Consider the following 12,742-nt stretch of genomic DNA (forward strand, 5'->3'; position numbering starts at 1 on the left):
TTGCAGTGGGAGTGATTACAGCAATCCTCTGATCCGCCATCAAATGATATAAAACAGAATACGATTCGCATTCAGCAGGAAATCTCTTACTATGTCTCCTGCTCTTCCTTTACTCTAAAATGGAAGGAGGTTTCTCATGACCCGCCATGTCACTATCAAATGATTAACAGGTAAAAAATGAATTGCAATCCTGCATGTCTCCTGATATAATATTAGTTAGTTATCACTAACCTATTTGCGCATAGGAGGGTACATCCATGTTTACTGTTCGTCCATATAAGGAAGAAGATGCTGCGGCCTGCGGGGATTGCTTCTACGAAGGATTCTTTTCATGCTCTGTGGATCAGAACGATAAAATACTTTTGCGTGACTACGCACAGATCCTGATTGAAAAATGCAATTTCACCTATGTTGCGGAAACGGAGGATCATCAGGTCGTAGGATTCATCTGTGGAAAATATGATAAGCGTTTCAGCAAGGCTCTGGCAGCTCAGTATGAGACAAAAAAGCACTATGGCCGTTGGTGTAAAATGTTCCTCAAGTTCTATCTGAAAAGATATAAAATGTCAGCACCATTCCAGAAGCAGTTTGATGCCTTTTTCCGTCAGCTACAGGAAAGGGATAAGGAAACCGTTGGGAAATGCGATCTGGAACTCGTTGCCCTTTCGTCCAGAAGGAATTACAGAAAGGGGTTGGGAACCGCATTGGTCACACAATTTTTGAATCGGGCAAAAGCTGATGGAGCAGATCGTGTGCGACTTTTTACGAACACTCTTGCATCGTGGGAATTTTATGAAAAACGCGGATTTAAGAAAGTGGCAGAGAAGCCCTTTCAGGATGGCTCCGGCAATCAGTCCCTCGTTTATGAGTACGTTTTGAAGGAGGAGCATGAATATGAAAAACACCATCTGTGAAAAACTGATGTGGTCAGCGATGACACCTGCTATTTTCAAATATATCGCAGCCAATTGCAAAAATACGGATACATTCAGGGTGAAGAAGAAATCGCGTAAAAACTTTAAAGATATGTTGGCGAGGACACCCGACATAGGCGGTTTTACGAAAAATCCTCTTCGAATCTGTCTTTCCGGCGGAATTGTCTGGATGGCAGTTTATAAGGCAATGGATGGGGCGATGAGCCATGAGCAGTTCGGGGAAATGGTGACAGCCACGATGCAGGCGTCGCTCATTAAAAAAGCTTTCGGGAGTAAAAATCCATTTGATATGGAATATCAAAAAAAGAAAGTCAAGAAGGACAGAATTGCAAATGCCATATCCGACAGCGAATTCAACTGGATGACGGAGACGATTCCCGGAAGGGATGCAGACGAATACACCATCAACTATCACAGGTGCGGCCTGTGTGCGCTTGGAAAACAGGAGCATTTGGAAGAACTGATACCCTATATGTGTGCCATGGATTTTATTTCTGCTGATCTCATGGGCGGCGTGTTATACAGGACAGGTACACTTGCAGAGGGCGCAGAAAAGTGTGATTTCTATGTTTGCAAAAAGGACTCTAAATGGGATAAAGAAAGAAAATACGGACAGCAATCCAAGCTGCAAAAACAGGGAGAGTTAGGAAAGTGGAATATGTGACGGTTGCACAGGAGGGCTTCTATGGACTTTATCATGTCCCTGTTAAGGATCATGATCCCAAAAAGGTCGTCATCGTAGTAGGCGGCAGCGAAGGGAATGAAAATATCCCGATGAATGTGGGTGCTATGTTTGCCAGGTGCGGCATCGCCGCGTTAGGTATTTGTTACTGGAACGTAGACGGGCTGCCGAAAGAACTGGTTCGGGTGCCTGTCGATCCATTTGAAAAAGCGATCCTGTGGCTGAAAAACAAAGGATATGAAAAGATTATCATGTATGGCATTTCAAAAGGCGCTGAACTGGTATTGCTTTGCGCTTCTCTTATGCCGGATATCTGCGGCGTTGTTGCCCTCTCCCCGATTCACTGTATATGGGGAGGCATGTACGGGAATAAAAGCATGGCATCGAAAACTTTTTCATCTGCCTCCGAATTCACATACAGGGGAAAAGATTTTCCGTGTATGACAGCGCATCTGAAATATGGGCCGGCAATCCGGAACCTCATCCTCCATCAGCAGTTCGAGTTATCCTACATCTACGAAGAACCGCTGAAACATTTTGATGAGGATACAGCCATTCATGTGGAGAACATTCAGGGAAACATTTTATTTATTTACGCAAAGGAAGATCTCATGTGGCCCAGCAAAGAGGCAGTGGCATATATGGTAAACCGCCTGGAAAAACACCGGTTTGCTTTCCGGGTGGATGTCTTGGAATATGAAAAAGCAAGCCACATTCTTGTTCCATTAAATCCATCTAAGCTGAAAATGTTTAAAATTGAGAGACAATATCCGGAAGATTGCAGGCGCAGCCGTGAAGACGCTTTCCATAAAACGATAAAATGGATATCGGAGGTAAAGTGAATATGGCGGTCATGATAGAAAGTCTGATTGGTATCTTATTATTCACAGTTCTGATTGTGTCACTGACGCTGAAAAATCCCCTTACCTCAGTGGGAGATTATCCCCCGGCCATACGGGAGAAATGTATGGAATTAGGATTGATCGAAAAAAGAGAACAACGCTTTACCAGGGCAGATATCCTCCGAAAGGGGATCGCCCTACTTGCTTTTGTGTTCATCTTCGCTGTTGTCCTGAAACAGTTTAATGGAGCGGATACATTCTGGAAAGGGTTTCGGGATTCCTACCTGATCTGGCTGATCATTGATTGGTATGACGCTCTGATACTTGATTGCATCTGGTTTTGCCATTCGAAAAAAGTCAGGATACCAGGCACAGAGGATATGGAAGAATATAAGGACTACCGTTTTCATATCAAGCAGTCCTGTATTGGTATGCTTCTTGGCCTCCCCGCCTGTCTTGCAGTGGGCGCGATTACAGCAATCCTCTGATCAGCCATCAAATGATATAAAATGTTGAATGCCAAATTAAATAAAAAGAAAAATAAAGAAAATAGTCAAAATAAAAGAAAAAGTCTTATCAAAGTGAATGAATAAGAAATAATCACTTTAAATGATAAGACTATTTTAGTATGATAATAGCTGGAAAGGAAAAGGATAAAGCCTCTCACGCCAATGCTAGCCTTTATCCTCTGTTCATAGAACACTTATATGATAACCTATTACTCAGACACATTCAATCAAAACTTTTCTAAAATACAAACATTTTATAATGAATGTCTTGAAGATCTTAATATCGCTTCTCTAGAATGTCCATGTCATCACAAGGGACATCTTATCAAGCATGGCTTTTATACGCGTAAAATCAAAACACCTGATGGCATCATTCCCCTTAAAATCCAAAGATTCAAATGTAAGCATTGTCATCATACACATGCATTTTTACTATCTGTCATTATTCCTTATAGTCAAATTCTATTTCATGACACTCTATCCATTATTCGCTCAAATTCTATGCAGGATTTGAATCAGCTTATGATTGAAAATCCAAATATAGATGAATCCAATATTTCCTACATAAAGAAACAGTATTCGATGCATTGGAAACAAAGACTGCTATCTGAAAATATTCAATTAGATAGTTCTCTGGTTTTTCAGTGCTTTTTTCATTTCAAAAGACAGTTTATGCAGAGTATCTTCCCAAAGGAAAATGCCGATAAAGCCCTAAAATACAGGCTATACCGACATTTACCAGCTTATGAAAAGATAATCAGAAATTTAGTAAGTTTTTATAGAAAAAAACAACTAAAAATCTGATTGTCCGCTAAAACACTGTACTTATCAGCACATTCAAGGATTGAAATATTTCAAATTACTACGATTTTACTACCATTGAATGAGCCTTGATACGTTAGAAATCCCAGATATGCAAAGATATGGTACAGCACATCAGTATTGAAAAGATTAAAATTGAATATCGCAAGTAGATTATGGAACGCCGATATTGACGTTCCTTTTCTATTTCCAGCCGTTCAGAAATGGACGGCTTTTTCTATATCCAAACGAAAGGAGAATTTTAAAAGCTATGAAAAAGATATTGAAGCGATTAGCCACAGGCTTCCTTGCCTTTGCGACTATCGTTACCGCTTTGCCGACAACAGCAGTCCATGCTTCTGAAACGCAATACTGGACAGAAAGTGCCGAGCGTGTCGGTATCGTTGAAAAAGTAATGAATGACGGTTCTATCGGTTCGACATTCAACGAGGGACACATGACCGTTGAGGGCGAGGACGCTTTCTGCGTGGATATTAACACCAACTTCCGCAATGGCTACAAGACCAGAGCTGACGCAAGCACACGCATGAGCTACGACCAGATTTCAGATGTTGCCCTCTCAATCGAGTATGTTAATCAGTATGTGCAGAGCCACAGCGGATTGAGCAGTCAGCATATTTACCTTTTGAAACAGTGCGTCGTATGGCAGAGATTGAGCGTTCATCTGGGCTGGCAATGCGATAACGTCAGAGCTTCCTATGATGAAATCCCAAAAGCGATACAGGACGAGGTGTACGCTGGGGCGAAAGCCTTTGCCAGCGAGAACAAGGGACGCTATGAATGTGGCGGTTATATCTACTCTGGCGAGGGACAGGACATTGGACAGTTCTGGGCGAAACTTGCCGTAGGAAATGCCACCCTTAAAAAGACTTCCAGTAATGCCAGCATTACCGACGGAAACGGGCTTTATTCTATCGCTGGTGCGACATATGGTGTCTATTCTGATAAGGACTGTGCGAAACAGCTTGCCACCCTTACGACTGATAACAGCGGAAATACTGATACCGTGGAAGTAAAGGCTGGCACAGTTTATATCAAAGAGCTTTCTGCTCCTGCTGGCTATAAGGTGGACAGTACTGTCTATTCCTTAAATGTGGAAGCTGGCAAGACAGCGACACTCAATGTATCAGATACGCCAAAGGTCACAGATACCCTTATCGAGCTTTTCAAGATTGATATGGAAACACAGAAAGACGCTCCACAGGGCGACGCTTCCCTAGAGGGTGCGGAGTTTACATGGAAATTCTATGCAGGACACTATACCGCCGATAATCTTCCTAGCGAGCCTACAAAGACATGGGTGACAAAGACAATCGCTGAAAAAGACAGCGACGGCACTATCCATTACGTTTCCCGCCTTTCTGATGAATACAAGGTATCTGGGGACAGCTTCTATACACAGGACGGAAAGAACGTGCTTCCTTTAGGAACACTGACCGTTGAGGAAACGAAAGCTCCTAACGGCTATCTTCTTGACGGTGCGTATATGCAGGCAAACGGTAGCGAGGAACAGATTAAGGGAATGTACCTTACACAGATTACCGAGGACGGCGACCTTGCCGTACTGTCTGGAAGCAATCAGTACCATGTATCAGACAAGGTTATCCGTGGCGGTGTAAAAATCCAGAAAAGAGATTTGGAAACCAGCGATACCAAAGGTCAAGGAAGTGCGACCTTGAAAGACGCTGAATTTGAAATCATTTCCCTTAATGATAACGCCGTACTTGTCGAGGGGAAACTTTACAGCAAGAATGAAGTGGTAAAGACAATCCTTACCAACATTGAGGGCGTGGCTTCTACTTCTGCTGATTTACTCCCTTACGGGAAATACCGTATCGAGGAAAGCAAAGCTCCAGAGGGCTATCTGACAGAGGGTGCAAAACCGATTGAATTTGAAATCACAGAGGACGGAAAAATCGTTGACCTTACAGGTACGGACACTTCCATTTACAATCAAGTGAAACGTGGCGACCTAGAGGGTGTCAAGATTGGCGCTGGTACATACCAGCGTCTTGCGGGAGTTCCGTTTAGGATCACAAGCAAGACCACAGGTGAGAGCCACATTATCGTAACTGATGATAACGGGCAGTTCTCCACTTCTTCCGACTGGGCTTCCCATAAGAACAACACCAACGCAGGAAAGACCAGCGAGGACGGTATCTGGTTTGGGACAAGCGAGCCAGACGACAGCAAAGGTGCTTTGATATACGACACCTATATCATTGAGGAATTACGCTGTGAGAATAACAAAGGCTTTGAGCTTATCCCTGCCTTTGAAATCGTGGTGTCCAGAAACAATGTGACCGTTGACTTAGGGACACTCACTGATGAATACGAGAAAGAAATCTCTATCCATACCACAGCCACAGGCAAGGACGGCGAGAAGTCTATCGTGGCTGGCAAAGAGGTAACAATCGTTGACACGGTTACGCTTGACGGTCTGGAAAAAGGCACAAAATATCAGTTGAAAGGCTGGCAAATGTTGAAAGAGGAAAACGCCGAGCTTCTTATCGACGGACAGCGTGTAGAAAGTGATTACACATTCACAGCCGACAGTGAGGAAATGAAGATTGAAATAGAATACACGTTCAACGCTTCTTCTCTGGGCGGTCAGAACCTTGTAACCTTTGAGGAGCTTTACGACCTTTCCAATGAGGACGAGCCTGTAAAAGTGGCTGAACACAAGGACATTGACGACGAGGGACAGACGGTGCTTATCACAGAGCGTATCATCTCTATCCATACCACAGCGACCAGCGAGGACGGAAAGAAAGAGATTGAAGCTGGAAAAGACGTGACAATCATTGATACCGTTACCCTTGACGGCTTGGAAATCGGTACAAAGTATCAGCTCAAAGGCTGGCAGATGATTAAGGACGAAAACGCCGAGCTTATCATCAACGGAGAGCGTGTCGAGAACGACTATACCTTTACTGCCGACAGTGAAAGCATGGAAGTCCAGATTGCCTTTACATTCGACGCTTCCGAGCTTGGCGGGAAAGAGCTTGTGACCTTTGAGGAATTATACGATTTGAGCAATCCAGACGAGCCGACTAAGGTTACAGAGCATAAGGACATTGAGGACGACGGGCAGACTGTGACAATCACAGAAGTACCAGAAACGCCGGAAGAACCAACAGAGCCAGAACAGCCGACCACACCAGATACACCGACTAAAACAAGCGACGCTCCAAAGACAGGCGACAATACAAACATTGCCTTATTCTTAGGACTTCTTGTTCTTTCTGGTGCGGGCGTGGCAGGAACATACTTCATCAAGCGTAGACGTTCATAATCGGACGGTCTGCTTATGATGATGAAGAAATCACGCTCCCCGCCGATACATGGAAACGGCGGAGCTTCCCTTTATTCTGGCTTGTCCGCCACCCACCTGTAAGCACACGGACAGTCAAGGGTGCTTTTAAGCATTTACCTGCCCTTGACGGTCTGGGGGCTTACGGGTATTACACCACCAGCCAGAATAAAAGCATGGACAATCAACAGATTTTATAGAAATGAGGTATGAACACATGAAATTAAAATATATCGTGCCTAATATGGCACAGACATTTGGAAACTTGGAGTTTGCAGGAGAAAATGACGTGGAGCAACAGCGTGTCAATGGTCGCTTTGTTCCCGTGACGAGAAGCTATAACCTGTATTCCGACATTCAGAGAGCTGACGATATTATCGTGGTGCTTCCCGCAAAGGCTGGGGAGAAGCGTTTCAAGTATGAGCAGAAAGTAAAGCTCGTCAATCCTAAGATTACTGCCGAGGGAAAGAACGTGCGAGGTCGTGGCTACACCAACTATATCTTAACGGCTGATGATATGCTTCCAGCCGAGGAAAGCAAGTAAAGGGGGGGTATCTGATTATGAGATTAGCGAATGGAATTGTGTTAGATAAAGAAAAAACATTTGGTGTGCTGAAATTCTCCGCATTAAGACATGAAGTGCGTGTAGAAAATGAGGACGGGACGACCAGCGAGGAAATCAAGCGTAGAACCTATGACTTGAAGTGCAGTCAGCAGGAACGCACGATACAGGTATCTATCCCAGCGGAAATCCCTGTCAAAGACTACCCGTACAATGCCGAGGTGGAGCTTATCAATCCTGTTGCCGATACGGTGGCAAATGCCAACTACCGAGGGGCAGACGTGGAGTGGTACATCAAGGCAGACGACATTGTACTGAAAAATAAAGGCAGTCACTCCGCAGGAAATACACAGAACCACGTTCCGCAGGGACAGCAGAAAAAATAGGCTTGCACCATAGATTTTTAAGGTGAATTGCATTATAATTAGCCAAAAATAGTTGTGATTAAGCTATGTAAAAGAATTTTGACAAGAAAAATGGACTTTGTCGAAGATATTCGATAGACATTTGACTTTCAATATATGACAATGACACTGAAAGGAGCAATCGAAATATGGAAATAGGCAAAAAACTAAAAAGCGCACGGGTTCAGTCTGGAATGACACAAGAGACTGTTGCAGAAAAAATCAATGTATCAAGGCAGACAATTTCTAACTGGGAAAATGAAAAGTCTTATCCAGACATTATCAGCGTAATAGAGTTGAGCAATCTATATTCTATAAGTCTTGACGTATTGCTAAAAGGTGATGAAAAAATGATAGAGCATTTAGAAGAAAGTACGAATGTTGTAAAAAGCAATCAAAAAATGATATTGGCGATTATTGTAAATATTATTGTTGTAGCACTGCTGATAACATTAAATATGTTTATACCAGATAACCGCTATTTCTTAGTCGGAATATTTTGTCTTATGGTTATCACTTCATCAGTTTTACTTTATCAGATAATCAAAAAATTTTAAGGAGGAAATCTTGTTATGGATTTAAACATAGTTTTGTCGGTGATTTGTGGTGCGGTTGCACTTGTTGGAGCGTTCTGCGTTGTGTTTCAGATTTATCACATGACTGTTATAGACGCAACAGCCAGAGGACTGAAACATCCTAAATTTTGGGGTATATTTACAATGAACGGAAGCAATTCCAGTGGTTTGCTTATGTATCTTATCGGAAGAAGAAAGTATCCTATTGTAAATATGAGCGAAAGTAATTCAAAAGAATTAGAAAGGCGCAAAAAATCTGCGGGTGTTGGATTGTTATTTTTAGTTATTGGTGTAATTGGTATCATTTGCACTACATTATTATAGTACGGAAAAAGGCAGAGTATAATTTTTCTTGCAACATTTCCGAAGCGGTTAGTCTTTATGATTGACCGCTTTTTCCATATCCAGAAAGGGGGATTTATGAACCTATACAAATACAAGGGAAAGCGTATCAGAGCCAGCGATAAGAACCTTGTGTACCGCTTCTGTGCGGGTACGCTCCTGCTCCTGTTCGTGGCGGTTCTCCTGCTACTGAACATAGGACAGCTCATGCGTACCGATTGGAAACATTTCAGCTTACTAGATAATGGCATAACGCTTTCCACCTACAACTTCATAACCATAGGGACAGCGACTGGTGTTTGTGCATTGGTCGCTTTTCTTTATTACCGCTTCTTCCATGACAGCTTTAAGAAGCTATTGCACCGCCAAAAGCTGGCACGCATGATACTGGATAATAAGTGGTATGAAGCACAGACCGTACAGGACAGCGGTTTTTTCACTGACCTACAGAGCAGATCAAGGGAAAAAATCGTCTGGTTTCCTAAAATCTATTATCAAATGGACACGGGACTGCTCCATATCCGCTGTGAAATCTCTTTAGGAAAGTATCAAGACCAGCTCCTTAGACTGGAAGATAAGCTGGAAAGCGGGCTTTACTGTGAGCTGACCGACAAGACGCTCCATGACGGCTATATCGAGTACACCCTGCTCTATGACATGATAGCGAACCGTATCACGATTGACGAAGTAAAGGCTGAAAACGGGGGCTTGCGTCTGATGAAGAACCTTACATGGGAATACGACGCACTCCCTCACGCCCTTATCTGTGGCGGTACTGGCGGTGGAAAGACCTATTTCCTGCTGACAATCATTGAAGCACTCTTGCAGACCAACGCCCAGCTTTACATTTTAGACCCTAAGAATGCTGACCTTGCGGACTTGGGTACGGTCATGGATAACGTGTACCACACCAAAGAAGATATGATTGAATGTGTCAATGCGTTCTATGAGGGCATGGTACAGCGAAGTGAGGAAATGAAGTACCACCCAGACTACAAGACGGGCGAAAACTATGCCTATTTGGGCTTACCGCCCTGCTTCCTTATCTTTGACGAGTATGTGGCGTTCTTGGAAATGTTGGGAACAAAGGAAAGCATGAGCCTTTTAAGCCAGCTAAAGAAAATCGTCATGCTTGGCAGACAGGCGGGCTATTTCCTCATTGTCGCCTGCCAGCGTCCCGACGCAAAGTATTTCAGCGACGGTATCAGAGATAACTTCAACTTCCGTGTAGGCTTGGGACGTATCAGTGAGCTTGGCTACGGTATGCTTTTCGGAAGCGACGTAAAGAAACAGTTCTTCCAGAAGCGTATCAAAGGACGTGGCTATTGTGACGTGGGTACGAGCGTCATATCAGAGTTTTACACTCCCCTTGTACCAAAGGGACATGATTTTTTACAGACTATCGGCTCTCTTGCACTGGCAAGGCAAGCCGTACCAGAGAAACAAAAGGAGATTGAATGATTATGGGATATTTGGAAATCCATTATGAACCAGAATGTACCGACAGTGTACTTACCTGTATCGGATTGGGGTATGGAAAATTCCTTTCCGATTTGGCTTTTACGGCAGACAGTGAATATAAACAGGACGACTACTATCCAGAAACACTTTTCCATGAGAGAATGTCGGATTTATTGGAAGATTTGGCAGAAGATTATCTGGAAATGCCGTTGCTGTTTTCCGTGGAGCTTCCCGCACCTATGGCGAACCTGCTGGGCTGTCTTTTCCGCTATACGTTTCTTGTCATGGACAGAGAGCATTTCAGACAGGTATGCCGTGAATACGAGATTGACAAAGATATAGCCAGAAAATGCCTTTCAAGAGATACCGACTGTATCGTAGTGTATACGGGCATGACAAGGATAGGCTGAACCATTGACGGCTGGAACGGTCAGCGAAGCGACCCAGACCGTGTAAGTCGTCCTGTGGAGCAGGGCTTGCCCTGCTCCACGAAAGAAGCCCCTCGGTATCTAACAGAGGGGCACAATTCCGCTGGAAACTACGGTCAAAAAGTCTGGAAATCCCGCTTGGCAAAAGGCTTTTCTGAAACTACTGACCGACTGTGACAATCGGCGGAAAATATCACACTTTCACGATTGGGGGTATGCAGGCTGAATGAAAGCACCTTTATAACCGCCTTGAAAGAGAAACGCTTATCTTACGGCGTGTCCCAGACAAGGCTTGCAATCATGGCTGGTATCAGCCGTGAACACTTGAACCGTATCGAAGCGGGCAAGGTAACGCTCACGGACGATATGCAGGACAAGCTCATGGGAGCTGTTGAGAAATTCAATCCCGACGCTCCCATGTTCCTGCTGTTCGACTATGTGCGTATCCGTTTCCCCACGCTGGATATACAGCACGTTATCAAAGATATATTGAAGCTCAACATTGACTATATGCTCCATGAGGACTACGGACATTACAAATACACCGAGCATTACTATCTGGGTGATGTGTTTGTCTATACCTCGCAGGACGAGGAAAAAGGCACGCTTCTGGAGCTGAAAGGAAAAGGCTGTCGCCAGTTTGAAAGCTATCTGCTGGCACAGGAGCGAAGCTGGTACGACTTCCTCATGGACGCTTTGGTTGAGGGCGGTGTGATGAAACGCCTTGACCTCGCGATTAACGACAGGGCGGGCATACTGGACATTCCAGATCTGACCGCCAAATGCAACCGTGAGGAGTGTGTTTCCCTGTTCCGTTCTTTCAAGTCCTATGCTTCTGGCGAGCTGGTGAAGCACAACGAGCAGGACAAGGCTGGCATGGGACACACGCTGTATATCGGTTCTCTGAAATCAGAAGTTTACTTTTGCTGTTACGAGAAGAACTACGAACAGTACGCAAAGCTGGGCGTGCCGATTGAGGAAGCCCCCATAAAGAACCGCTTCGAGATACGACTGAAAGATGAAAGAGCCTATTATGCCGTTCGTGAACTGCTGACCCATTATGACGCAGAACAGACGGCATTTTCTATCATCAATCACTATATCCGCTTCGTGGACAGAGAGCCGGAGAAGCGAAAGACAGACTGGAAGCTCAATGACCGCTGGGCGTGGTTTATCGGGAAAGACCGCCCGCCTATCAAACTGACGACAGACCCAGAGCCTTATACGCTGGAAAGGACGCTGGGCTGGATAAGCCGACAGGTCGCCCCTACACTGAAAATGCTGAAAAAGATAGACGCTGGCAACAGCACAAGCTATCTGAAAGAGATTGAGGACAACGCAAAGCTGACGGAAAAGCATTTGCAGATAATCAAACAGCAGACAGCGGACACAGAGGAACTTATCACAGAATAAAGGAGAATTTTGATTATGGCAGAACTTGTCAAGGACTTGGTGCTGGTATCGCTGGGAATGGGTATCGGCGTCGTCCTTATGTGTATCGCACAGGTCAGCAAAATGGCTGACGAGCAAATGGAAGAAATCAAAAAAGAAAGGATTGATAAAGAATGAATTTCGGACAGAACTTATACAACTGGTTTTTAAGCAACGCCCAGAGCTTAGTGCTTATGGCAATCGTGGTAATCGGTATCTACTTAGGATTTAAGAGAGAGTTTTCTAAGTTAATCGGCTTCCTTGTGATTGCCTTAATCGCTGTGGGGCTGGTATTCAATGCCGGCGGTGTCAAGGACGTGCTGTTAGAGCTGTTCAACCGTATCATTGGAGCGTAACAATCAATCGTTTGCGGTCACGCAAACTTACCTGTCCCCCTATGGGAGTTCGGGCATAGGGGGAATGAAAGGGGGGGTGA

15 protein-coding genes are annotated in these 12,742 nt (G+C 44.3%); all 15 read left to right on the forward strand.

Annotated features, from left to right (window positions below; genetic code table 11):
- Positions 1–257 precede the first annotated feature (257 nt).
- Positions 258–914: a GNAT family N-acetyltransferase gene (locus B5E79_RS03105; RefSeq protein WP_087296937.1), complete on the forward strand. Its 657-nt coding sequence runs from the start codon at positions 258–260 to the stop codon at positions 912–914.
- The gene (locus tag B5E79_RS03110; protein WP_022789868.1) at positions 895–1,599 is read left to right on the forward strand and encodes an L-2-amino-thiazoline-4-carboxylic acid hydrolase; all 705 of its coding nucleotides are present in this window, start codon (positions 895–897) and stop codon (positions 1,597–1,599) included. Before B5E79_RS03105 ends, B5E79_RS03110 begins: the two co-directional genes overlap by 20 nt.
- Positions 1,587–2,459: an acyl-CoA thioester hydrolase/BAAT C-terminal domain-containing protein gene (locus B5E79_RS03115; protein ID WP_022789869.1), complete on the forward strand. Its 873-nt coding sequence runs from the start codon at positions 1,587–1,589 to the stop codon at positions 2,457–2,459. The genes B5E79_RS03110 and B5E79_RS03115 overlap by 13 nt, the downstream gene beginning before the upstream one ends.
- Before the next feature lie 125 nt (positions 2,460–2,584).
- On the forward strand, positions 2,585–2,947 hold the full coding sequence (locus B5E79_RS03120; RefSeq protein WP_206393103.1) for a hypothetical protein: 363 nt from the start codon (positions 2,585–2,587) through the stop codon (positions 2,945–2,947).
- Between the two features lie 219 nt (positions 2,948–3,166).
- Complete coding sequence (locus B5E79_RS13990; RefSeq protein WP_087296939.1) at positions 3,167–3,772, forward strand: DUF6431 domain-containing protein; 606 nt, start codon at positions 3,167–3,169, stop codon at positions 3,770–3,772.
- Between the two features lie 268 nt (positions 3,773–4,040).
- Entirely contained in the window at positions 4,041–7,085 is a 3,045-nt protein-coding gene (locus B5E79_RS03130) for an SrtB-anchored collagen-binding adhesin (protein WP_087203343.1), read from the forward strand.
- A 235-nt stretch (positions 7,086–7,320) separates the two neighbouring features.
- Complete coding sequence (locus B5E79_RS03135; RefSeq protein ID WP_077719244.1) at positions 7,321–7,647, forward strand: YdcP family protein; 327 nt, start codon at positions 7,321–7,323, stop codon at positions 7,645–7,647.
- A gap of 17 nt (positions 7,648–7,664) precedes the next feature.
- Positions 7,665–8,051, forward strand: a complete 387-nt coding sequence (locus tag B5E79_RS03140; RefSeq protein ID WP_087203344.1) for a YdcP family protein — start codon at positions 7,665–7,667, stop codon at positions 8,049–8,051.
- A gap of 167 nt (positions 8,052–8,218) precedes the next feature.
- Positions 8,219–8,626 (forward strand): helix-turn-helix domain-containing protein, encoded by a 408-nt coding sequence (locus B5E79_RS03145; protein ID WP_087203345.1) that lies wholly within the window; start codon positions 8,219–8,221, stop codon positions 8,624–8,626.
- Positions 8,627–8,641: 15 nt separating this feature from the next.
- Complete coding sequence (locus tag B5E79_RS03150; RefSeq protein WP_087203346.1) at positions 8,642–8,968, forward strand: hypothetical protein; 327 nt, start codon at positions 8,642–8,644, stop codon at positions 8,966–8,968.
- A 96-nt stretch (positions 8,969–9,064) separates the two neighbouring features.
- Positions 9,065–10,447: an FtsK/SpoIIIE domain-containing protein gene (locus B5E79_RS03155; RefSeq protein WP_087203364.1), complete on the forward strand. Its 1,383-nt coding sequence runs from the start codon at positions 9,065–9,067 to the stop codon at positions 10,445–10,447.
- Between the two features lie 2 nt (positions 10,448–10,449).
- Positions 10,450–10,857, forward strand: coding sequence for a hypothetical protein (locus B5E79_RS03160; protein WP_206393106.1), 408 nt, complete (start codon positions 10,450–10,452; stop codon positions 10,855–10,857).
- Between the two features lie 240 nt (positions 10,858–11,097).
- Positions 11,098–12,288, forward strand: a complete 1,191-nt coding sequence (gene mobT, locus B5E79_RS03165; protein WP_162607325.1) for a MobT family relaxase — start codon at positions 11,098–11,100, stop codon at positions 12,286–12,288.
- A gap of 15 nt (positions 12,289–12,303) precedes the next feature.
- A complete protein-coding gene (locus B5E79_RS03170; protein WP_021374764.1) occupies positions 12,304–12,444 on the forward strand; it encodes a DUF3789 domain-containing protein in 141 nt (46 codons plus the stop codon).
- Positions 12,441–12,662, forward strand: a complete 222-nt coding sequence (locus tag B5E79_RS03175; RefSeq protein WP_010817890.1) for a hypothetical protein — start codon at positions 12,441–12,443, stop codon at positions 12,660–12,662. The genes B5E79_RS03170 and B5E79_RS03175 overlap by 4 nt, the downstream gene beginning before the upstream one ends.
- Positions 12,663–12,742: the final 80 nt, after the last annotated feature.

This window comes from Massilimicrobiota sp. An134 (assembly GCF_002160815.1).
Classification (GTDB): domain Bacteria; phylum Bacillota_I; class Bacilli_A; order Erysipelotrichales; family Coprobacillaceae; genus Allocoprobacillus; species Allocoprobacillus merdigallinarum.

Coding starts and splice junctions, on each gene's coding strand:
- B5E79_RS03135 (WP_077719244.1), top strand. CDS start 7,321: ATGAAATTAAAATATATCGTGCCTAATATGGCACAGACATTTGGAAAC.
- B5E79_RS03105 (WP_087296937.1), top strand. CDS start 258: ATGTTTACTGTTCGTCCATATAAGGAAGAAGATGCTGCGGCCTGCGGG.
- B5E79_RS03120 (WP_206393103.1), top strand. CDS start 2,585: ATGGAATTAGGATTGATCGAAAAAAGAGAACAACGCTTTACCAGGGCA.
- B5E79_RS03110 (WP_022789868.1), top strand. CDS start 895: ATGAAAAACACCATCTGTGAAAAACTGATGTGGTCAGCGATGACACCT.
- B5E79_RS03175 (WP_010817890.1), top strand. CDS start 12,441: ATGAATTTCGGACAGAACTTATACAACTGGTTTTTAAGCAACGCCCAG.
- B5E79_RS03160 (WP_206393106.1), top strand. CDS start 10,450: ATGGGATATTTGGAAATCCATTATGAACCAGAATGTACCGACAGTGTA.
- B5E79_RS03145 (WP_087203345.1), top strand. CDS start 8,219: ATGGAAATAGGCAAAAAACTAAAAAGCGCACGGGTTCAGTCTGGAATG.
- B5E79_RS13990 (WP_087296939.1), top strand. CDS start 3,167: ATGATAACCTATTACTCAGACACATTCAATCAAAACTTTTCTAAAATA.
- B5E79_RS03140 (WP_087203344.1), top strand. CDS start 7,665: ATGAGATTAGCGAATGGAATTGTGTTAGATAAAGAAAAAACATTTGGT.
- B5E79_RS03155 (WP_087203364.1), top strand. CDS start 9,065: ATGAACCTATACAAATACAAGGGAAAGCGTATCAGAGCCAGCGATAAG.
- B5E79_RS03150 (WP_087203346.1), top strand. CDS start 8,642: ATGGATTTAAACATAGTTTTGTCGGTGATTTGTGGTGCGGTTGCACTT.
- B5E79_RS03130 (WP_087203343.1), top strand. CDS start 4,041: ATGAAAAAGATATTGAAGCGATTAGCCACAGGCTTCCTTGCCTTTGCG.
- B5E79_RS03170 (WP_021374764.1), top strand. CDS start 12,304: ATGGCAGAACTTGTCAAGGACTTGGTGCTGGTATCGCTGGGAATGGGT.